General features: G+C 51.7%; 19 protein-coding genes. 4 read left to right on the top strand and 15 right to left on the bottom strand.

Annotated elements, in window-relative coordinates:
• Nucleotides 1-22 precede the first annotated feature (22 nt).
• The 6 genes from HMPREF3201_RS09390 to trmL form a co-directional block, all read right to left on the bottom strand.
• Nucleotides 23-1,147, bottom strand: a complete 1,125-nt coding sequence (locus HMPREF3201_RS09390) for a DUF362 domain-containing protein (protein WP_062412812.1) — start codon at nucleotides 1,145-1,147, stop codon at nucleotides 23-25.
• Nucleotides 1,148-1,272: 125 nt separating this feature from the next.
• The gene (gene typA, locus HMPREF3201_RS09385) at nucleotides 1,273-3,084 is read right to left on the bottom strand and encodes a translational GTPase TypA (RefSeq protein WP_062412811.1); all 1,812 of its coding nucleotides are present in this window, start codon (nucleotides 3,082-3,084) and stop codon (nucleotides 1,273-1,275) included.
• Nucleotides 3,085-3,612: 528 nt separating this feature from the next.
• The gene (locus HMPREF3201_RS09380; RefSeq protein WP_062412810.1) at nucleotides 3,613-4,920 is read right to left on the bottom strand and encodes an L-cysteine desulfidase family protein; all 1,308 of its coding nucleotides are present in this window, start codon (nucleotides 4,918-4,920) and stop codon (nucleotides 3,613-3,615) included.
• A gap of 241 nt (nucleotides 4,921-5,161) precedes the next feature.
• On the bottom strand, nucleotides 5,162-6,088 hold the full coding sequence (gene murB / locus HMPREF3201_RS09375; RefSeq protein WP_062412809.1) for a UDP-N-acetylmuramate dehydrogenase: 927 nt from the start codon (nucleotides 6,086-6,088) through the stop codon (nucleotides 5,162-5,164).
• On the bottom strand, nucleotides 6,081-6,425 hold the full coding sequence (locus tag HMPREF3201_RS09370) for a YlbF/YmcA family competence regulator (protein WP_062412808.1): 345 nt from the start codon (nucleotides 6,423-6,425) through the stop codon (nucleotides 6,081-6,083). Before HMPREF3201_RS09370 ends, murB begins: the two co-directional genes overlap by 8 nt.
• A gap of 38 nt (nucleotides 6,426-6,463) precedes the next feature.
• Complete coding sequence (gene trmL, locus HMPREF3201_RS09365) at nucleotides 6,464-6,952, bottom strand: tRNA (uridine(34)/cytosine(34)/5-carboxymethylaminomethyluridine(34)-2'-O)-methyltransferase TrmL (protein ID WP_062412807.1); 489 nt, start codon at nucleotides 6,950-6,952, stop codon at nucleotides 6,464-6,466.
• A 158-nt stretch (nucleotides 6,953-7,110) separates the two neighbouring features.
• On the opposite strand from trmL, the gene HMPREF3201_RS09360 reads away from it, so the two are divergent.
• The 3 genes from HMPREF3201_RS09360 to fliB all read left to right on the top strand — a co-directional run bounded on the left by HMPREF3201_RS09360 (nucleotide 7,111) and on the right by fliB (nucleotide 9,183).
• Entirely contained in the window at nucleotides 7,111-7,539 is a 429-nt protein-coding gene (locus HMPREF3201_RS09360; RefSeq protein ID WP_062412806.1) for a hypothetical protein, read from the top strand.
• Nucleotides 7,540-7,564: 25 nt separating this feature from the next.
• Nucleotides 7,565-8,230: a metal-dependent hydrolase gene (locus HMPREF3201_RS09355; RefSeq protein WP_062412805.1), complete on the top strand. Its 666-nt coding sequence runs from the start codon at nucleotides 7,565-7,567 to the stop codon at nucleotides 8,228-8,230.
• 68 nt (nucleotides 8,231-8,298) lie between these two features.
• Nucleotides 8,299-9,183, top strand: coding sequence for a flagellin lysine-N-methylase (gene fliB, locus HMPREF3201_RS09350; protein WP_062412804.1), 885 nt, complete (start codon nucleotides 8,299-8,301; stop codon nucleotides 9,181-9,183).
• Nucleotides 9,184-9,256: 73 nt separating this feature from the next.
• On the opposite strand, the gene HMPREF3201_RS09345 is transcribed toward fliB, so the two are convergent.
• The 9 genes from HMPREF3201_RS09345 to HMPREF3201_RS09305 all read right to left on the bottom strand — a co-directional run bounded on the left by HMPREF3201_RS09345 (nucleotide 9,257) and on the right by HMPREF3201_RS09305 (nucleotide 18,508).
• Nucleotides 9,257-10,111: a polysaccharide deacetylase family protein gene (locus HMPREF3201_RS09345; RefSeq protein WP_062412803.1), complete on the bottom strand. Its 855-nt coding sequence runs from the start codon at nucleotides 10,109-10,111 to the stop codon at nucleotides 9,257-9,259.
• A 10-nt stretch (nucleotides 10,112-10,121) separates the two neighbouring features.
• Nucleotides 10,122-10,520 (bottom strand): hypothetical protein, encoded by a 399-nt coding sequence (locus tag HMPREF3201_RS09340; protein WP_062412802.1) that lies wholly within the window; start codon nucleotides 10,518-10,520, stop codon nucleotides 10,122-10,124.
• A 151-nt stretch (nucleotides 10,521-10,671) separates the two neighbouring features.
• On the bottom strand, nucleotides 10,672-10,956 hold the full coding sequence (gene rpmA / locus HMPREF3201_RS09335; RefSeq protein WP_020311207.1) for a 50S ribosomal protein L27: 285 nt from the start codon (nucleotides 10,954-10,956) through the stop codon (nucleotides 10,672-10,674).
• 19 nt (nucleotides 10,957-10,975) lie between these two features.
• Entirely contained in the window at nucleotides 10,976-11,284 is a 309-nt protein-coding gene (locus HMPREF3201_RS09330; protein ID WP_062412801.1) for a ribosomal-processing cysteine protease Prp, read from the bottom strand.
• Nucleotides 11,284-11,595: a 50S ribosomal protein L21 gene (rplU, locus tag HMPREF3201_RS09325; RefSeq protein WP_044504138.1), complete on the bottom strand. Its 312-nt coding sequence runs from the start codon at nucleotides 11,593-11,595 to the stop codon at nucleotides 11,284-11,286. Before rplU ends, HMPREF3201_RS09330 begins: the two co-directional genes overlap by 1 nt.
• A gap of 241 nt (nucleotides 11,596-11,836) precedes the next feature.
• A complete protein-coding gene (locus tag HMPREF3201_RS09320) occupies nucleotides 11,837-13,042 on the bottom strand; it encodes an N-acetylmuramoyl-L-alanine amidase family protein (protein WP_227163081.1) in 1,206 nt (401 codons plus the stop codon).
• Between the two features lie 282 nt (nucleotides 13,043-13,324).
• Nucleotides 13,325-14,668: an S-layer homology domain-containing protein gene (locus HMPREF3201_RS09315; protein ID WP_062412799.1), complete on the bottom strand. Its 1,344-nt coding sequence runs from the start codon at nucleotides 14,666-14,668 to the stop codon at nucleotides 13,325-13,327.
• Between the two features lie 316 nt (nucleotides 14,669-14,984).
• The gene (locus HMPREF3201_RS09310) at nucleotides 14,985-16,439 is read right to left on the bottom strand and encodes a [FeFe] hydrogenase, group A (protein WP_062412798.1); all 1,455 of its coding nucleotides are present in this window, start codon (nucleotides 16,437-16,439) and stop codon (nucleotides 14,985-14,987) included.
• Between the two features lie 200 nt (nucleotides 16,440-16,639).
• Complete coding sequence (locus HMPREF3201_RS09305; protein ID WP_062412797.1) at nucleotides 16,640-18,508, bottom strand: ABC-F family ATP-binding cassette domain-containing protein; 1,869 nt, start codon at nucleotides 18,506-18,508, stop codon at nucleotides 16,640-16,642.
• Nucleotides 18,509-18,670: 162 nt separating this feature from the next.
• On the opposite strand from HMPREF3201_RS09305, the gene HMPREF3201_RS09300 reads away from it, so the two are divergent.
• Nucleotides 18,671-20,221, top strand: a complete 1,551-nt coding sequence (locus HMPREF3201_RS09300) for a putative polysaccharide biosynthesis protein (protein WP_062412796.1) — start codon at nucleotides 18,671-18,673, stop codon at nucleotides 20,219-20,221.
• The last annotated feature ends 53 nt before the right edge of the window (nucleotides 20,222-20,274 follow it).

The following is a 20,274-nucleotide window of genomic DNA, read 5'->3' as shown; positions in this document are numbered from 1 at the left end:
TTGGGAGACAGGTTATGTAGGCTTAGTGAATGGTGACTAATTCATATTCCCGCGTACCCAAACCGATCTTTTCAGCATGTTCCAAGGTCGTCTTCCAGTCGACGTTGGGGTTGCTGTCGAGGAAATGGTCGTGATGATGGTGCCAATCGGGCTGTGCCAAATGATCCGACAACTGGCTGTTGGCCATGGGCGTCGCCTTCTGACAGGCATCGACACAGGCCTGATCGAGGGCTACCGGGTCAAAGGAAGCGAACATGCCGATGTTCGGCAGGATAGGCGCGTCGTTTTCGGCATGACAGTCGCAGTTCGGTGAAATATCCATGACCATGTTGATATGGAAGCACGGACGGTCCTGACAGACAGCCTGAGCATATTCGGCCATTTTGCGGTCGAGCTTTTCATTGGCATCCCATTCGACGGTCTGGATAGCATCAAACGCACAGGCACCGATGCAGCGGCCGCAGCCCTTACACAGTTCCTGGACGATGTGAGCTACGTTGTTTTCATAAATGATGGCGTCAGAGCCGCATTCTTTCGCGCAGCGATGACAGTTGCGGCACAGGTTTTCATCGACGACAGGTTTGCCCGACGAATGCTGTTCCATCTTGCCGGCACGGCTGCCGCAGCCCATGCCTATGTTTTTAATGGCTCCGCCAAAACCCGTCGATTCGTGACCCTTGAAGTGAGCCAGGCTGATGAAGACGTCGGCATCCATGATGGCCCGGCCGATTTTAGCCGTTTCGACATATTCGCCGTTTTTGACGGGGATTTCGACTTCATCCGTGCCCCGAAGGCCGTCGCCAATGATGATCTGACAGCCTGTCGTCACCGTGTTGTAGCCATTAAGGTTGGCACAGTCCATGTGTTCCAGGGCATGTTTACGGCTGCCCGGATAAAGGGTGTTGCAGTCCGTCAAGAAGGGGCGGCCGCCCAATTCTTTAACGACGTCGGCAACGGCTTTGACATACTGCGGACGCAGCGAGGCCAGACAGCCCAGTTCCCCGAAATGGAGTTTGATGGCAACGAATTTGCCTTCAAAGTTGATATTTCCGATGCCGGCCTTCTTACAGAGCTTCTGCAGCTTCTGTAAATTGTTCGTCCCCGGATGACACCGAAAATCCGTAAAAAATACTTTTGATTTTTCCATAACCTTACCTCCTACCATAAATGACCTTAAACGGTTCCCTTCTATTATACGACTTGAAGCGCACTCAAAGTCAAGAAAAAAGAAGGCCTGCTGCCAAGGCAGCAAACCTTCTCTTCATCTTTGTATTACTGACCGCGGCGCATAGCCTTTTTACGGTCGTGTTTGTCGAGGATAGCTTTGCGGATACGGATGCTCTGCGGCGTAACTTCGACGAGTTCGTCGTCATTGATCCATTCCAAAGATTTTTCAAGACCCATATCCTGAGGCGGCGTCAAGCGAAGTGCTTCGTCCGATGCCGAGGAACGAGTGTTGGTCAAGTGTTTCTTCTTGCAGGGGTTGACATCGATGTCGACGTCGCGGTTGCTTTCACCGACGACCTGGCCGAGGTAGATTTCCTGGCCCGGTTTGATGAACATCGTGCCGCGGTCCTGGAGGTTGAAGATACCGTAGCCCGTCGTCGTACCCGATTCAAAGGCTACCAGGCTGCCGCGCGTACGGCCTGGGATATCGCCCTTCCAAGGAGCATAGCCCTGGAAGACGTGGTACATGATGCCGTTGCCCTTGGTAGCCGTCAGGAATTCACTGCGGAAACCGATGAGGCCGCGGGCCGGAATGATGAATTCCAGGCGGGTATAACCGGAAATATCGGTCATGTTGACCATTTCGGCTTTACGGGTACCGAGTTTTTCCATGACAGCGCCCATGAATTCAGGCGGAACGTCGATGGTCAGTGCTTCCAACGGTTCGCAGCGCTGGCCGTTGATTTCTTTGGTAATGACGCTGGGTTTACCGATCTGGAGTTCGTAGCCTTCACGGCGCATTTCTTCGATGAGGACGGCGATGTGGAGTTCACCACGGCCCGATACTTTGAAAGCATCGGCGCTGTCCGTTTCTTCGACGCGGAGCGATACGTTGGTCTGGATTTCGCGGAACAGGCGGTCGCGGAGGTGACGGCTGGTGACGTAGTCCCCTTCCTGACCGGCGAAAGGACTGTCGTTGACGTAGAAAATCATGGACAAGGTCGGTTCGTCGATGTCGATGCGCGGCAAGGCTTCCGGATTCTGCGGGTCGGTAACGGTTTCACCGATCTTGAGGTCGGGAATGCCGACGATGCAGGCGATTTCGCCCATACCGGCTTCTTCCTGTTCGACGCGCTTTAAGCCTTCATAGGTGTAGACGCGGCCAATCTTAGCCTTGCGCTGGCTTTCACCGTCGGTGACGACGACGTTCTGGTTGGCACGCATCTTGCCGCGGACGATACGGCCGATAGCGATTTTACCGACATAGTCGTCATAGTCGAGGGTCGTAACCATGAACTGGAGCGGGCCTTCGAGGTCACCATTCGGAGCCGGGCAGTATTTAATAATCGTCTTGAACAAGGGTTCAAGGTTGTCGCTTTCTTCATCCATGGACGTTTTGGCAATGCCGTCACGGCCATTAGCGTAGACAACGGGGAAATCGAGCTGTTCGTCGCTGGCGTCGAGTTCCATGAACAGTTCCAGGACTTCGTCTTCGACTTCCGATACACGAGCACCGGGTTTGTCGATCTTATTGATGACGACAATCGGCTTAAGCTGCTGTTCCAAGGCCTTGCGCAAAACGTATTTGGTCTGCGGCATAGGACCTTCAAAAGCGTCAACCAAAAGGAGGACGCCGTCAACCATGTTCAGTACGCGTTCAACTTCGCCGCCAAAGTCAGCATGCCCCGGCGTGTCGACGATGTTGATCTTGACGCCTTCATGCATGACCGATGTATTTTTGGATAAGATTGTAATGCCGCGTTCACGTTCGATGTCCCCCGAGTCCATGACACGTTCTTCTACCTTTTCATTCGAACGGAATACATGGCTCTGTTTGAGCATGGCATCGACGAGGGTCGTCTTACCATGGTCAACGTGAGCGATAATGGCAATGTTTCTAATATCTGTGCGTTCCATCTAATATCCTCTCTCTCATATAACAACATAGTTTTGGACTTCTATCACTTAATAGAAGTGAAAGATTCTTAAGAAGTTTGATACACGGACTAACGCCTGATAGATTTATCCCGAGGGAATTCACTATCAGGATACCCTTATTCTTAAGGGGCTGTCCAAAAGCCCGCTACACGGTCGTTAAAAAATTTCCGCTTACTTTTCTTTGTACCCGTCATGATCCACGTTGTGTCACGCTGCGGCCAAGGCAAGTATTGCCCGGGATAGCGCTAAGGCTATGGTTTTGTTATCGTTTTTGGTTACGCAGAAGACTAACTGCGACCATTCATCCATCATCTTAGAGATGGTGGTCTTCTGATAGATACTTCGATAAACTAGGTTAGTATAGCACGAATATAAAAAATTGTCCATGTTTTCAAGGCGCCGGCATTAATTTTACATCTTTACCAAAATTTTAATTAAGAAACGCAAAACAGCACGAAAGGCAGTCTTTATCTTGTCTTTCGTGCTGTTTAGTTATCGAGTTATAGCTTAAACCTGATTCTTGTTAAGCATGATTTGAAGGACTTCGTCGTCGGTCTGCTGCATCCCCTTCGAGGCCAGGAATCCGACGTTTCGCAAGCATTCATCGGCGGAATTGGCGACGAGGCCGTCGGAGCCGGCTACCCGCACGTCACTTAAGGCCAGGAGGACCGCTTCATAGGCACTGGTAACCGAGGCCAGGACCTTCATGCCGCAGCTGTTGGCCGCCCCATCACAGACCATGCCGACGACGGAACCGGACATGGTGGCGATGGCCTTTTCAATGACGCCTAAGGGATTATCCTCGGCCAGGAGCCAGGCCATAGCGGCCGCCGCTCCCATGGCTGCCGTAACGGTGGCACAGAAAGCCGAGAGCTTAGGCAGGAAACTGTGGGCATAGATAGCGACCATGCTGGACAAGGCCAGGGCCCGGACCCTTCTTTCTTCATCGACTTTTAAAAAGTCTGCCACGACAGTAACCGGTTCGGTCGCCGCAATCCCCTGATTGCCCGATCCGGAATTGGTCATAGCCGGAAAGGCGGCCCCGCCCATGCGGGCATCGGAGGCGGCGACGGAGCGAATGCGTATGGACTGCATCAAGTCATCGGCCAAGAGGCCTTTTTCGATCATCTGCTGCAGGTTATAGCCTACTTTGAGGCCGTAATTCCCGGTCAGGCCTTCTTTCGACAAATGATCGTTGAGGCGTTCCGCTTCTATTAAGAACGCGATATCTTCATACGGTACCTGTTCGGCAAATTCGACGATATCGGCTAAGGTAAGGTCATTGAGGAAAGCAATTTTCGGGTCTTCTTCGCTGCCGGCTTCGACGCGTTCATCGAGAATCGGCCGACCGTCTTTTTCGATGTACACGATGTTCGTATGGTCGTCGACGATGACCACCTGGACTCGATGATTTCCGCCGTAGACGACGGCTTCGGCATAGAGGACATGAGGTGTATTGTCTTTCACAGAAACGGTGATCTTACCGTCAGCGACGTATTGTTTCCCGAGTGCCACGACGTCCGGATTCAGATGCTGCAGCACCTGAAGTCCGGCATCAGCATCGCCGCCGAGAGCCCCGACGGCAGCCGCAATGGAAAGGCCGGGCATCCCCGTTCCCGGCACGGTGACGCCCATGCCGTTTTTCATCAAATTGGCCGACACTAAGCCGTCAATAAAGCGCACGGGCTCTCCCAATTCACGAGCTGCCACCGCTGCCGCATAAGCCAGGGCAATGGGCTCAGTACAGCCCGTCGCCGGCGTTACATCCGTTTTTATGATATCGATCATTTGCTTCCACACAGCCATCTTATCCATGGTACTAACCTGCCTTTTTTATAGATTTCCCCGCACCCCGTCTTTATAATATTATAATAACATTTTATTCATGCTCATACAACATAGTACGATAGAAATCGAGGTACCGTCAAAGGCTACGGAAAGCACAAAAAGGCAGCCTCCCGCCAACCGTTATGCCGATGAATCTGGCATGACAACTGAGGGTAAGCTGCCTTTCGATATACTTTTTTCAGGCCTAAAACGGCTGAAAACCACCGCTTCAGTCTTCGCCGATGATGCGGACTTCCGGTTCCAAATGGACGCCGTGAGCCTGTTCGACCCGGGCCTGCACTTCATGGATGACGTTGAGGACATCCCGTGCCGACGCGTGCCCCGTATTGACGACGAAGCCGGCGTGTTTCACCGATACCTGGGCATCGCCGCAGGACAAGCCTTTTAAGCCGGTCTGGTCGATGAGGGTCCCGGCAAAATATCCCGGCGGCCGCTTAAAGGTACTGCCGGCACTGTGCATTTCCAAGGGCTGTTTGCTGCGGCGGCGATTCATAAGATCGTCCATCTTGGCCTGGATCTCGTCGCTCTTACCGCTGCGCAACGTCATTTCGACTTCGACGACAAATTCCTGGGACTTCTGGAATCGGCTCTGACGATAGGAAAAGCCGAAGTCCGGCGCTTCATACGTGCGGACGCTGCCCTTGCGGTCTACGACGCGGACCCTGGACACGACATGACTCATTTCACCGTCATAGGCGCCGGCGTTCATAAAGACGGCCCCGCCGAGGGTTCCCGGGATGCCGCAGGCAAATTCCATCCCTGTCAGGCCGTTTTCCTGGGCGAACTGGCAGACGTCTTTTAGCATATAGCCGGCACTGGCCAAAATCTTGCGATCATGGCAGGCCAAGGTCTTTTTCAAAGACTGCAGCTGAATGACGACGCCGCGGATACCGCCGTCGCGGACGAGGACATTCGATCCGCCGCCGAGGACGGTAACGACCAAATCCAAGCGGCGGGCGGCCCGGATAGCCAAGGACATTTCCTTGACCGATTCGGGCAGCACTAATACATCCGCCGGACCGCCGACGGCAAATGTCGTATGTTCGCTCATCGGTTCGTTCAGCAGAATTCGTCCTGTGGGAATGGATTTACTTAATTCTGAGACAAAAGTCGTCAGTGCATATTTATTAATCAAGGATGCTCATTCCTTCTGCCATTGCATTTTGAATAATCTGAAATACTTCACCGGCCATAGTCTGCCATTTATTGTAATGGGACAAATATTCTACCGCCGTTTCATTCTTTTTAACCAGTTCTGCTTTTTGGTTCAACAGTTCGATTTTCTTGCGAATCGGTTTATCACCCATCGACTGGGCATAGGCTAATTGAGCCTGGAGCATCAGAAAATCGCGGACCAATTTTTTGGTCTTTTCATCGCTGTTGAGCTTCTCACCGGCGGCCAGGAGGGCCTTGTATTCTTCACAATCCTGAATGACGCCGGCCAGTTCATGGGCCTTATCATAAATTTCCACGTTTTACACCTCATTATTCTTAATTTAAAGGGCCTTGGCTACTTGAGATTCTGGATGCCAATGCCGCCCTTGGCCAGACCCGGGAAACCAAGCTGACGCATGGCTTCATAGGATACGATGGCAACCGTATTCGACAGGTTGAGACTCCGCGCATCTTCTATCATGGGGACGCGGAAACAGCGTTCGGGATTGGCTTTTAACAAGTCTTCCGGAAGGCCCTTCGTCTCCTTGCCAAATACGAGAAAATCGTCTTCTTGGAACTGGATATCGGCGTAACACTGTTCCGATTTCGTCGTTAAATAAAAAAAGCGATGCTCCTTATATGCATCCAGGACTTCCTGAAAATTTTCATGGACCTGGACATCGACGAGGGACCAGTAATCGAGTCCTGCCCGTTTTAAGTGCTTATCATCAATGGAAAAACCCAGGGGTTTTACCAAGTGCAGTGACATGTGATTGGCCGCACACAAGCGGGCAACGTTGCCCGTATTGCCGGGAATTTCCGGCTCTACCATTACGATATGCATGTTATATCACTCTCCAATGGATATTGTACAGGATTTATACAGGAAGTACAAGAGGAACATTGCGTTTATGACTTTTTTATGGTACACTTATGAATAATAGTTATTATTTAATAGAAATGCAGTTTTTCTGTAAATTTCTTAGAAAGAGGTGTCTTTTTATGGACAATTTTGACAACATTGCTCAGTATCCTATGTATTTCGCTCCCGGCTGTCGACTGCTGCAGCTGCAGCCCCAGATGGTTTCCGAAGTCTACGATTACCTGCGTCAGCTCTTCGGCAGCAACATGCATCTCTATACCCGCTGCTGTTTCCTCGACGACGCCAATCAGCACAACGATGAAGCCGTCTTCATCACCTTATGCGATACCTGTTTCAAAATCTATGGCGAAACCTATGCAAACCTGCATATGCGCGACTTCTGGAACGTCTATGACGAATACAAAGACGTCTATCCCCTCGGTGCCAAAGAAGCCGAACTCCGCCAGACCTTAAAGAACACCTTCTGTGGCTCGCTCCCGCAGAAACACGTCAAAGACTGGCTCGAAGAATGGAAGAAATGGAGCTTGAACAGTACAGAAAAAGACTGATTCGTCTTTAGGAGCAGAGGCTATCATGAAATTTAACTACTATGGTCATTCCGCATTCACCCTTTCTGATGACGTTACGACGATTCTCTTTGATCCGTTCATTACAGACAACCCCTGGACAGACGTCTGTCCGACGGATATTGCCTGTCAATACATCATCATCACCCACGGTCACGGCGACCACTACGGCGATGCTGAAGCGATTGCCAAAGCCAATGACGCAACGATTATCAGCACGGCAGAAATCGCGGGAAAAGCAGGAAATGCCGGCTGTAAGGCCCACGCCATGCACGTCGGCGGCAGTGCCGCTTTCCCCTTTGGCAGGGTGCGTCTGACTCCGGCCTTCCACGGCTCGGGCATTGCAGGCGGACTGGCCTGTGGTGTCATCGTCGAGTTCGGCGGCAAGCGCGTTTACTTTGCCGGTGATACAGGCCTCTTCTCAGATATGAAAATTCTCGACCGCTTCGGTCAAATCGATTGTGCCATTTTGCCCATTGGCGACAACTTCACCATGGGCATGGAAGATGCGGCTCTGGCAGCCTTATGGGTGCAGCCCCATTTCGTCATCCCCATCCATTACAAGACCTGGCCGATCATCGAAGCCGACCCGCAGGAATACAAAAAACTGACGGAAACGAAGTACAATATTCCCGTACAGGTCGTAGAGCCGGGAACGACATATGAATTCTAGCTTTCAAAAAGGAGCTGTTGCGGCAGCTCCTTTTTTGTTCCCTATGTATCCCAGAAAGGACGCTTCTTTTGATCATACCTGATTTTTATCCCCATTTCCGCTGTAAGGCCGGTGATTGCCAGCACACGTGCTGTAAGGGCTGGGAAATCGACATCGACAAGGACACGGCCGCTTACTACCAAGAACTGCCAGGCCCTTTAGGTGAATCCATCCGAAACCATATCGAAAAAGGGCCTGATGCCTGGCACTTCGTCCTGACCAAAGACGAAGCCTGTCCCTTCCTTCGTCCCGACGGACTCTGCCGGCTCATTTTAGAAGGAGGAGAAGATATCCTCTGCGACATCTGCAGCCTCCATCCCCGCTTCTTTGAAGTCATCACCGATAAAGACGGTCGAGAACAAGAACTTGGCGGCCTGGGCCTTGCCTGTGAAGCCGCCTGCGAACTGCTGCTGGGGGAAAAAGGTCCCCTTCACTTCTCCGACAGCGAAGATCCGTCGACATCGAAAACCCTAGCCGAACTGCTAATCGACCTCGGCTGTGACCTTCCAAAAGAAGCACTCACCTATGAACCCGATACGTCAGAGGACGCTGCCAAACGTCTCTTAGCCGTGCTGTCTGAAACGGAGCCCATCGACGAGGCTTGGACGGAGGCCCTTACGGCCTTACAGACGAGGCCGCCGAAAAGAGAGGCCGTGCAGGCTTCCATCGCACGCAACCAGGCCTTATACCAGCGGATATACGATTACATCTTCTACCGCCAATTAGAAACCTTTATAGGCGTTCCCATCAAAGCCCTTTCCCTATATGCCAATCGCAATACGGACTTCATCGCCCTCCTGGCGACGGCCACCGGTGACCTTCCCGAAGCCCTCCGCCGCTGGTCGGAACAGATCGAATACGATACGGACAACGTAAGCCTCCTGCAGGACGCGGTCCTTACCGGCAGATTCTAGTTCCATACAGCCAAAAGCCCCTGCTTCAGGTATATCCTGAAACAGGGGTTTCGTTGTCAAAGACGCTTCCCTACTACGGTTCGGGAATATGCTGAGCCAAGTCTTTGGTGATTTCGATATGGCTGAAGTATTGGTGGCTCTTCCACAAGAGCGCGCTGAAGGCGCTGAAGGTCAGGCGGAAGCGGAAATGATTGAAACTGATAGGTCCTTCAAACAAGGGAACCCGATCGAGGTCATAGGGATCATCCCAAGGGAAATCGCGGCCCGTATTGACCGTAAAGGCATAGCGGTAGCCGGCTTCCTTCGTTTCTTCCATGACCATATCATTATACTTCCCTTCCGGAAAAGCAATGAATTCACAAGGCTTCCCGGTAGCTTTTTCAATGGCAGCCTTAGAAGCCTGCAGTTCATACCGCGCCCCATTGCGGTCAAAGCTGGTCAAGGGCTTATGACTCATCGTATGGGACCCGAATTCCATCCCGCCGGCAGCCATTTCATGCACCTGGTCCCAGGTCAGATAGCCTGGTGTCCCCACGAGATTGATAATGAGGAAAATCGTCCCCCGCATGTGATAATTCTGTAAGATGGGATAGGCATCTTCATAATTATCGACATAGCCGTCGTCAAAGGTAATGAGGATTGGCCGGTCGGGCAAATCGCCTTCGCCCCGCATATAGGCATCGAATTGTTCCAACGTGATAGCATGGTAGTCGTTATCATGAAGGTACTTTATCTGTTCTTCAAAATCGGCAGGTTTCATGGTCAATACCGTATTGAACTTATTATTGACCTGATGATAGTTCAAAACCGGCACGCCGGTCAGATGATAGTTAGTCGAACCGAAATACCAAAAGGAAAACACGCCGATGAGGAGGACCAATACGGTGAGGATGACACCAATGATCCAGGAACATAGTTTTTTCACCATAAGACTTCCTTTATTTTTTCATTTTTTCTGCAGTCTTGAAAAAATGGTTTTCTGTCAGCCATTCTTGATTTCCCGTTTCCAAGGCTTCTTTCAATTCCTTGACACAGATATTTTCCATCTGAATCGTCTCGAGAGTCGTCGTCATATATTTTGTTTCTTCGTACAGATAATTGTCCCATTCTTCTTTTACGATGGCATCTTTTAAGGCAAAGAGCATGTCTTCCGATTCCTGCTGTACAGCCAGTAATTCCGTCCAATGGGCGTATTCTTCTTCCGTCAGGACGAACTCGCCGTACATATCCGTTTCCAGTTGTTCCTGAGAACAGACGATGGGCTTGGCATAGTCCATTCCCGTCTCGCGGTCATAGACGTGGAGCTCACGGTTTTCTCCATTGACACTAACGCGCATGGCGTACACCTCCGCTTGAGTTTAATCAAAGTAAATACAATCTCTATTATACAGGATTTTAAGGCCGCGTCAAAGGGCTTTTTTGCAAACAAAAAAAGAACCGACGCAACTCGGCCTGAGCCTCACTGCGGCAGTTCTTTTCTTCACGTATTTACGCTTCTACAGGGTATACGCTGACTTTGCGGTTGTATTTACCAGCGCGTTCGAACGCAACTTTGCCTGCAGCCGTAGCAAATAACGTATCATCTTTGCCGATGCCTACGTTCGTGCCCGGATGGAAGTGCGTACCACGCTGGCGAACGATGATGTTGCCGGCTTTAACGATGACGCCGTCATGGCATTTTACGCCAAGGCGTTTCGATTCGCTGTCACGACCGTTACGCGTGGAGCCTGTCCCTTTTTTATGAGCGAAAAGCTGTAAGTTGAAATTGAACATTCCGTCCACCTCCTGACATCTATAAGTCGAGTACGACGTATTCTCCATACTGTCGCACCATTTCCTGCAATCCTCTTGCCATGGTACCTAAGATGATCTCTGACGCATCAGAGGGCTTAGGAACCGTTACCGATAAGAATCCTTCGTTTACTTCATAGGGTACGTCCTTCGAAGCATACTCCATGAGACCCAACAAAGCTGTCTGTGACAGTGCCGATACGGCGGCACAGACGATATCGCTCCCGGCTTCAGCATAATCGGCATGGCCGCTTATCGTGAAACCCGTATAGCGATGTTCCTTATCACGATGCATCGTTATGGTAATCATTAGCCTTCGATTTTTTCGATAGAAACTTTCGTGAACGGCTGACGATGGCCCTGACGACGACGGTAGTTAGATTTTGCTTTGTATTTGAAAACAAGGATTTTCTTTTCTTTACCCTGAGCCAATACTTTTGCCGTTACTTTAGCGCCTTCGACAACGGGAGCACCTACTTTAACATCACCGTCGTTGACGACTGCCAATACCTGGTCGAATACGACATTGGAATCAACATCAGCGTCCAACTTTTCAACAAAGATATTGTCGCCTTCCTGGACACGATACTGTTTTCCGCCTGTTTTGATAATAGCGTACATGAGTGACACCTCCTCATCAATATACTCGCTGGATACGGCGTTCCGAAAAGGACACTTACAGGCCTCTCCACGCGGCTTATCCATAGCCACTTATGCTACGACTCATCTACTATATCATGAATCATCGGGCCTGTCAATATATAAAGCCCCTGAAAACGCCCAAAACGATGCCGATTTCCGGACATAAAATATCCCCATCACGGCAACGCCGATAACGGGGATATTCGAAGGGGAAACGAACTTAGTTTCCGTTGTGATTAAAGTAGTCCGCCAAGCCTTTTACAATGCTTTCAGCAAAGTTCTGCTGCTGCGCTTCCGTATTGAGAGCCTGTTCTTCACCAGGGTTCGAGATGAAGCCCAGTTCAAGGAGCGTCGCCGGCATATTGGTATGCAGGAGGACGTAGAAGTTAGCCGTCTTGACACCGCGGTCCGAGAAGTTCGTCGCCTTCATGTTCTGCAGGTGGATGTAGTTGGCCAAGCCGTAATCATAAGGGGTCTTACTGTTGTAGTAAGCCGTGACACCGCCGGCAGACGGTGAATCGAAGGAATCGATGTGAATGCTGATGAATACGTCAGCCTTGGCTGCGTTGCCAATGTTGCTGCGGGCCTGCAGTTCTTCTACGGCACCGTCATAGGGCGCATAGACATCGACGTCGGTCGTGCGGGTCATGACGACGTTGGCACCGGCCGCATTCAACAGGGACGCTACCTTCTTGGCGATAGCCAGGGTAATGTCTTTTTCTTTCGAAAAAGCACCGACAGCACCGGAGTCGCTGCCGCCATGACCGGGGTCGATGGCGATGGTCTTGCCCTGAAGACCCTTGGTCAGGCTGTAGGACTGACTGCTGGCGTAGGCAGGAACGGTCGTAGCCGTTGTACTGGACGAGGTGGTTTTCGCCGGAGTCGTCGTTTTAGCCGGCGGAGTCCACGTCGAAGTTGGCTTTGAAGCCGGTTTTGACGCTGTCTTACTGCCATTAGCCGTGCTCCACTGGCTCCACTGTTTGACCTTGCCGGACTTATCGTTAATGTCGATGACGACGCGGCTCGAGCCTTTCGTCCCCGTCGCTCCCGGAAGCGTAAAGACTTTGACGTCGTTCTTGGTCACCGCCTGGGGAACCTTGATGGTAACATCCGTACCGGCTGACCGCGACGACAACGTCACGCGGGACACGACATTGCTGTTCGGTTTATACGTTTTATCTACTTTTTTACCGATACTGGTATTGGGCAGGGTCACAAACACATACTCGCCAGAGTTATCGATGTAAAGTTTGGGATTTACCTTGCCGCTGACATCGAGAACGGTCCGGACAAAAGGCGTATTGGCATCGTTTCGCGTTGCCGTCCGCACATTGGTAATTTCCGTTTTCGAAGCTGCATGAGCTGATACCATCGGGATCAGACAGATGAGCATGATAAGCGGAAGCATCCATATTTTTTTAAGCACGCTATCTTCTCCTTTACGATCCTAAACTGTTAACTTATTTATTATCCCACGAATAGCCAAAAAAGTCCATATTGGAGTGAAAATAAGTCACATACCCACTCCCTTTTAACGCTATTTTAAGATAAATCTCAAATATACCCTTATTTCGTGACAAGGATACCCTTATTTTGCCGGATTCCCCCGCTCCCTGGCCGTAGTCGTGCAGCTTCCCCTTATGCGAAAGAGGACTGCCAAAATTGACAGTCCTCTTTCGTGTTTTATCTATGCAGGGGAGGATGAATATTAGAACAAGAAGTTGATTTCTACATCCGTAAATTCATCGGGATCGTCCGTGCCGTGTTTCGCTTTGGTGCCAAAGGTCTGAGCGGCCGTGAGGACGACGTTTTTCGCTAAGGTGTAGTCGATGCCAACGCCCCAGGACTTGACGTTGTCGAGGACGCTGTCATCGCGCCAGGAGTTGGTTGCACCGCCGAGGAGGGCACCCTTGTCGGAGTTGATGTATTCAACCCAGGCATCCCAGGTACCTTTCGTATCGCTGTCGGCCGAGCCGTAGGTCAATTTACCGATCCATACGGCCGGATCTTTGGTGTAACCATCTTCGAGGTGAGCGCTGTTGCTGTTGATCTTTTCGTAGTTAGCCAAGGCGTTCCAGTTGCCGAAGTTCAGGCTGGCATATGCGCCCCAGAGGTCATTGGCTGCGAAGTAGTCACCCGTGTTGGTGCCGCCGCTGACGGAGAAGTCATTGTAATAAGCCCCGATAGCCGAGCCTTCCGAGCTGCCGCCGCCGAAGTAGAATTCTGCGACGCCGTAAGCCGTCTTGACGCCGTCAAAGCCGTCTTCGTCAGAGCCTGCAATGTCGCCGGCTTTGAATTTACCATAGCCGCCGGTCAGGCCGAAGTGGTCACTGGTATATTTCAATTCAGCGCGGTCGAAGACGTCGCCGTACTGGAAGCCATAGGCATTGTCGCCGCCGAGGATGTATGTATCGGTACGGCCGACGCTGAGGTTCCACGTATTGCCGCCGAAGTTGTAGTCGACTTTGGCATTGTCCGTGAAGATGTTGCTGTTGTCGCTGGCCGAGCCATTATCAGCGAAGTTGATGTCGTCCGTGCTGATCCCGTAGGTTACGGTCGTACGATCGTTGACCTGCGCATTGGCACGGATACGAACGCGGTAATCCCAAGAAGCATCGTTGCGGTAGCCTTTGCCGTCGTTGCCGTTAACAGCACCGCTGCTCTGGTGCTGGAAGCGGACACGAGCATCACCGGTCAGTTTAACGTTGCCGACACGGTTTTCGAGAGCGCTGACGCGAACGCCGAGATTATTGAGTTCATCGGCAAATTCGTCAGCCAATTTGTTGATGAGGGCACGCTGTTCGACAGACGCTTTGTCCATGTGAGCCATGGCTTTGGCGACCATTTCAGCGGCTTCATAACGGGTAATATTGCGCTGACCCTGGAAGTGTTCGCCGTCGACACCCTGAATGATGCCGGCATCAGCCAATTCTACGACGGATTTGTAAGCCCAGCTGTCAGACGGTACGTCGACGAAGGGATTGGCTGCAAAGGCGCTGGCAGCACCGACAGCCATCAGAACGGCTAAGGTTGTTGTGATCTTCTTTTTCATTATGTATACCTTCTTTCTTGGTTTTCAAGCCAAAAATGACAGGTCACACAGAACGTCTTCGTTCGCTGCAATCGAGTGTTCCTAATTTCCTCTCACCTAAAACAAAGATATGTCTGCCTTTTCCTATCATTTCACGGCTTGTTACAATGAGTACATACTCATTATAGCTTTTCATGATATTGGTTGTCAATATCTAATTTATTGTATACCTTTTCTATCTAAAATAGTCATAAACCCACACAGTGCCGCCCTTGGCCAAAAAAGCCATGCAAAAAAGGTCCTGCAAAAAGATGCAGGACCTTTGTGATAAATCTCCTTATTCAGCTGTCGGCGGTTTGTATTTCGGCGACATGGGATTCGTTTGGGGCGTGAGGTTCTTCATGCGGCCCAACTGATCACTCTTATCGGAGAAATACGTATGCAAGGTAAATTCTGCCATTTCCGACAGCGGTTCATCGAGGAATACTTCGTAAAGTTCGGCGATTTCCGGATTCTGCCAGCTGGCTTTGACGTCCGTATCGGCGTCGCTCTGATACAAGGAAGCCGTCCGGGCTTCTTGTACTTTTTTAATCTGAGGCATCTTGACTTTCGGCTGGCCGCCGCCGCCGATACAGCCGCCGGGGCAGGCCATGATTTCGATGAAGGAATAGTCTTCGAAAGCGTCTTCCTTGATGAGGTCGTCGATGAAAGCCCGGGCATTGGCAAGACCGCTGATGGCTGCGACGTGGATGACGAAATGGCCGAAGATGACCGTCGCCTTCTTGACGCCCTGCAGGCCGCGTACCGGTTCAAAGGGGATGAAGTCCTTCGGTGCCGGACGGCCGGTGAACATGTGGTAGGCCGTACGAATGGCCGCTTCCATAACGCCGCCGGAGTTGCCGAAAATACGGCCGCCGCCGGAGGAAGAGCCAAAGGTCTTGTCGAATTGGCTGTTTTCCAAGCTGTCGAAGTCGATGTTTTCTTCCTGAATCCACTTGGCCAGTTCCCGCGTCGTGATACAGATATCGGTATCGCGGATTTCCGGTTCGTCCCAGAAGAGGCCGGCAGCACTCAGCTGAGGACGGCGGATTTCCGATTTTTTCGCCGTACACGGCGTAACGCAGACGTTGACGATCTTCTTGGGATCGATGTTTTTCTGCTGGGCAAAATAGGTTTTGATGATCGGGCTCAAGATGCTGATTGGGCTCTTGGTCGACGACAGATGGGGAATGAGGTCGGGATAGAAGGTTTCTGCAAATTCGACCCAGGCCGGGCAGCAGCTGGTGAACTGCGGGATAGGAATTTCTTCAGACTGCAGGCGGTGCAGGAGTTCCATAGCTTCTTCCATGATGGTCATATCGGCACCGAAGTCGGTATCAAAGACGTAATCGGCACCGAGGGCACGAAGGGCCGATACCATCTGTCCTTCGACGAAGCTGCCCGGTTCCATGCCAAAGGCTTCACCGAGACCGACGCGGACGGCCGGAGCCGTCTGGAAAATAACGATCTTGTCAGGGTCTTTCAAGGCTTCCTTGACGCGGCCGACGTCATTGACTTCGTTAATGGCATCAAAGGGGCAGGCAGTGGCACACTGGCCGCAATGAACGCAAATCGGCAAATCGCCCGTACTGGACAGGGAATAATAGTCGAGTACGGTCTGCGTGTCGGCACAGGCTCTGCGGCATAAGGTACAGTTCTTACACTTGGTCACGTCGAACTGAACGGCGCAGTTATGTTCATCAATGGGGACGCGGCGGTCGATGTTTTCAAAGCGGGAATGGAATTCAGGCATGGCGAATACTCCTTTTCGGTCTGAAATTTAAAATGCTGGATATGGTGTTGGCAGCGCCAAGAACTATGTAACATTTTATCACAAACTTTGTTACTTATAGGATAATACAAACCAGCATAAATTTCCATTGCTTTTAGAGAATTCGACCACCTTTTTTGCCATATTTTCTATGCTTTTTTATCATGTTTAAAAAATTACGGTTACTCCCCTTTTAAATCTTCTAATTCACACCATCTTTCCGTCAAAGCATCTACTTTCTCTTGTGTTTCCTTTTGATCGATCAGCAGCGTTTCAACCTGTTCGTAATTACTGCCGGCTGCGGCGATGGCCGCGTTGATTCCTTTGAGCATGGCTTCATAACGAGGCAGTTCTTCCGTAATCTTCTTCAGCTCTTCTTCTTGGCGCTGCGTCAGTCCGGTCTTAAGCTGTACCGGTTTTATATTCGTTTTAGTAATAGAAGGCTTCGAGGCTTTTTCACTTTTCTTTTCTTGGTGATGACTGTATTTTTCTTCCAAGTATTCACTATAATCGCCGTAAAATCGTTCCCACTGTCCCGCGTGTAATGTGAAAAGTTTATCAACCACCCGATCCAGGAAGTAGCGGTCGTGAGAGACGACGAGGACGACGCCCTGGAAGGTATCGAGATAATTTTCAAGAACCGTCAGGGTTGGGATATCGAGGTCGTTCGTCGGTTCGTCCAATAAGAGGACGTTGGGCTGATCCATGAGCAGGCGCAGTAAATAGAGGCGCCGCCGTTCGCCGCCGCTTAACTTGGCAATAAAGGTATGCTGCATCTCTTCCGTGAACAGGAATTGGTCGAGAAGGCGCGTCGCCGAAATGCGTTGGCCGAATTGATTGACCACGAAGTGGCCTCGTTCCTGAATATAATCGATGACCCGCATCGATTCATCAAATTCGGGCAGCTGCTGGGTAAAGAAGCCGAAGCGGACGGTCTGTCCAATGGTAAGGGAGCCTTCCGTCGGGACCAGTTGACCGGCCAGTACTTTGAGCAGTGTCGACTTACCGACACCGTTGGCGCCGATGATACCGATGCGGTCGTGTTTCACGACGTGATAGTCTACGTGTCGGAACAAGGGCTTTGCCGGATCGTAGCCAAAAGCCACGTCATCGATATCGAGGATGGTTTTTCCCAGCCGGGCCGACGTATCGAGGAACTCGACTTCGCCGATAGGCTTGCCGTTTTCAATGGCACAGAGCTGTTCGTACCGTTCTTTTCGGGCCTTCTGCTTCGTCGACCGGGCCTGGGCGCCGCGCTGGATCCAGGCTTTTTCCCGGCGGATGAGATTGCGCCTTTTAGCTTCACTGGCTTCATCCCGTTCCAGCCGTTCCTGGCGCAGTTCGAGATACTGGCTGTAGTTTCCAGTATAGGTGTAGACGCGGCCCCGATCGAGTTCAATCATCGAGTCGACGACCGTATCGAGGAAATAGCGGTCATGGGTGCTGAGCAGGATGGCCGATTTGCTGTCGCGAAGATACTCTTCCAGCCAGAGAATCGTCTGTTCGTCGAGATGGTTCGTCGGTTCGTCCATGATGAGGAGGTCGCAGGGCATGATGAGCGCCCGGGCCAATCCCAGGCGTTTGCGCTGGCCGCCGGACAGGTCGTCGACAGACTTCGATAAGTCGGAAATCCCCAATTTTCCGAGGATGATCTTGGCTTTGGCTTCAAGTTCCCAGGCCTGCTCCCGATCCATTTCAGCACTGAGGGCGACGACGGCCCGGTCATCGCCTTTTTGAACAGCGTCTTCATATTGCTGCAGGAGCTTCATGACCGGCAGGTTGCCGTCGAGGACACTTTCAAGGACCGAATGGCCCGATACGAACTGCGGTTCCTGGGGCAGATAATGGATGCGTGCCTTGGGGTTGAACCACAGGGTGCCGCTGTCCATATCGGCCAGGCCGGCGATGATTTTGAGGAGCGTCGTCTTCCCCGCCCCATTGAGGCCGATGAGGCCCAGTTTCTGCCCGCCGTCGATGGCAAAGGTCACGTCATCAAAGAGGACGCGGAGACCATATGATTTCTTTACCTGTTCTACCGTTAATATATTCATTATAATGACATCACTTTCTCTATCTGGATTTTACGTTTACACTAGCACAAAGACTGCCAAGATGCAACCCTTTCGGCCGGGCCCAGACTATATACAAGGCCCGGCAAATGTGCTAAAATTAGTTGTTATCGTGATAAATTTCTAGAGAGATAAGGGGTTACTATGGCAAACAAGTTTATCTCGGGCACCTTGATCCTGACCTTGTCCGGCTTTGTCGTCAAAGCCATTGGCAGTATCAACTGGATCATCTTGTCTCGTATTCTCGGCGGTGAAGGCATCGGCATCTATCAGATGGCCTTTCCGATCTATCTCTTGGCACTCGACATTTCCAGTGCCGGCCTTCCCATTGCAATTTCTATCATTACGGCTGAAAAAGTAGCCAAAGAGGATTACTTCGGAGCCCAGCGCATCTTTCACGTATCCTTATCGATGCTGTGTACGACGGCTTTCGTCCTGAGTGTCCTCATGTTCTTTGGCTCCAGCTTCCTGATCGATGAACATATCATCCGAGAAAGCCGGGCTTATTATTCCCTCATCGCCCTGGCACCGGCCATCTTCTTTACGACGATCATCGCCGGTTATCGCGGCTACCTCCAAGGCTGGCAGCAAATGACGCCGACGGCCTTGTCCCAGATTGTCGAACAGCTGGTCCGCGTCGTCGTCATGCTGGGCTTTGCGGCCCTCCTCCTGCCTTACGGCCTCGACTATGCCGCCGGTGGTGCCAGTCTCGGCGCCGGCGCCGGTGGGCTCGCCGCCTGGTTGGTCCTCGTCTATTACTATTATAAACTGAAGCGGTCCCTTCCCGTCGACGGTCCGGTTTTCGAACAGGAAAAGATTAAGGATATCTTAAAGCGCCTCGTCGTCCTGGCTATCCCCATCTCCCTGTCGAGCATCATGCTCCCCGTCGTCTCCAACCTGGACCTGCTCATCGTACCGCGCCGCCTGGAAGTCGCCGGCTATGCCACCCATCAGGCAACGGCCCTCTTTGGCTACCTGACCGGCATGTCGGTGCCGCTCATCAATTTGGCCACCATCCTGACAGCCGCCATGGCCATGAGCCTGGTCCCGGCCATCAGTCACAGCTTCACCCTGAAAGAATACGGTGAAATCCGGGAACGGACGGCGACATCCATGCGCATCGCCTTCCTAGTCACCATCCCCTTCAGCGTCATCCTCTACGTCATGGCCGAACCGATCGTCACCTTTATCTACAACGCACCGGCTGCCGCCGACGCCACGAGAGCCGTTGCCATCGCCATCTGTTTTCTAGGCCTGCACCAGATTTCGACGGCCATCCTCCAGGGTCTTAAGAAGCCTAAGATTCCGGTCATCAACATGGCCCTGGCCTGTATCGTAAAGGTCCTCTGCAACTGGTTCTTAGTCGCCATCCCGGCCTTCGGCATTACCGGTGCTGCCTACGCCACCGTCGCCGACATCGGCGTCGCAGCCGTCCTCAATATGTGCTTCATCTACCGTGAAATCGGCTACGTCATCGAAGTCAAGGTCATCTTAAAGAACATCGTCTCAGCAGCCGTCATGGGCGTCGCTATGTACTTCATGTACCCCTACCTCTTCAGCCATATCGGCCTGTTCCTGGCCCTCTTCCTATCGTGCGTCATCGGATCGGTCATCTACATCGGCGGCATGGCCTTAAGCGGTGGTGTCACCCGTCAGGACGCTGCCAAAATGCCCTTTATCGGGCGATTTATCTAAACACAGCAAAAGAGCTGTCCCCCCCAGGACAGCTCTTTTTTTATGGAAAATTT

Source organism: Megasphaera sp. MJR8396C (genome assembly GCF_001546855.1).
Classification (GTDB): domain Bacteria; phylum Bacillota; class Negativicutes; order Veillonellales; family Megasphaeraceae; genus Megasphaera.
The sequence above is the reverse complement of the archived record's forward strand: the minus strand, read 5'-3'. Positions and strand labels throughout refer to the sequence as shown.

What these genes read in the sequence shown, in the direction of transcription:
- HMPREF3201_RS09360 (WP_062412806.1), top strand. Translation starts at nt 7,111, where the DNA reads ATGGACAATTTTGACAACATTGCTCAGTATCCTATGTATTTCGCTCCC.
- HMPREF3201_RS09345 (WP_062412803.1), bottom strand. Translation starts at nt 10,111, where the DNA reads ATGGTGAAAAAACTATGTTCCTGGATCATTGGTGTCATCCTCACCGTA.
- rplU (WP_044504138.1), bottom strand. Translation starts at nt 11,595, where the DNA reads ATGTACGCTATTATCAAAACAGGCGGAAAACAGTATCGTGTCCAGGAA.
- HMPREF3201_RS09330 (WP_062412801.1), bottom strand. Translation starts at nt 11,284, where the DNA reads ATGATTACCATAACGATGCATCGTGATAAGGAACATCGCTATACGGGT.
- HMPREF3201_RS09340 (WP_062412802.1), bottom strand. Translation starts at nt 10,520, where the DNA reads ATGCGCGTTAGTGTCAATGGAGAAAACCGTGAGCTCCACGTCTATGAC.
- HMPREF3201_RS09305 (WP_062412797.1), bottom strand. Translation starts at nt 18,508, where the DNA reads ATGAATATATTAACGGTAGAACAGGTAAAGAAATCATATGGTCTCCGC.
- typA (WP_062412811.1), bottom strand. Translation starts at nt 3,084, where the DNA reads ATGGAACGCACAGATATTAGAAACATTGCCATTATCGCTCACGTTGAC.
- HMPREF3201_RS09315 (WP_062412799.1), bottom strand. Translation starts at nt 14,668, where the DNA reads ATGAAAAAGAAGATCACAACAACCTTAGCCGTTCTGATGGCTGTCGGT.
- rpmA (WP_020311207.1), bottom strand. Translation starts at nt 10,956, where the DNA reads ATGTTCAATTTCAACTTACAGCTTTTCGCTCATAAAAAAGGGACAGGC.
- HMPREF3201_RS09355 (WP_062412805.1), top strand. Translation starts at nt 7,565, where the DNA reads ATGAAATTTAACTACTATGGTCATTCCGCATTCACCCTTTCTGATGAC.
- HMPREF3201_RS09310 (WP_062412798.1), bottom strand. Translation starts at nt 16,439, where the DNA reads ATGCCTGAATTCCATTCCCGCTTTGAAAACATCGACCGCCGCGTCCCC.
- trmL (WP_062412807.1), bottom strand. Translation starts at nt 6,952, where the DNA reads ATGCATATCGTAATGGTAGAGCCGGAAATTCCCGGCAATACGGGCAAC.
- HMPREF3201_RS09380 (WP_062412810.1), bottom strand. Translation starts at nt 4,920, where the DNA reads ATGGATAAGATGGCTGTGTGGAAGCAAATGATCGATATCATAAAAACG.
- HMPREF3201_RS09300 (WP_062412796.1), top strand. Translation starts at nt 18,671, where the DNA reads ATGGCAAACAAGTTTATCTCGGGCACCTTGATCCTGACCTTGTCCGGC.
- HMPREF3201_RS09390 (WP_062412812.1), bottom strand. Translation starts at nt 1,147, where the DNA reads ATGGAAAAATCAAAAGTATTTTTTACGGATTTTCGGTGTCATCCGGGG.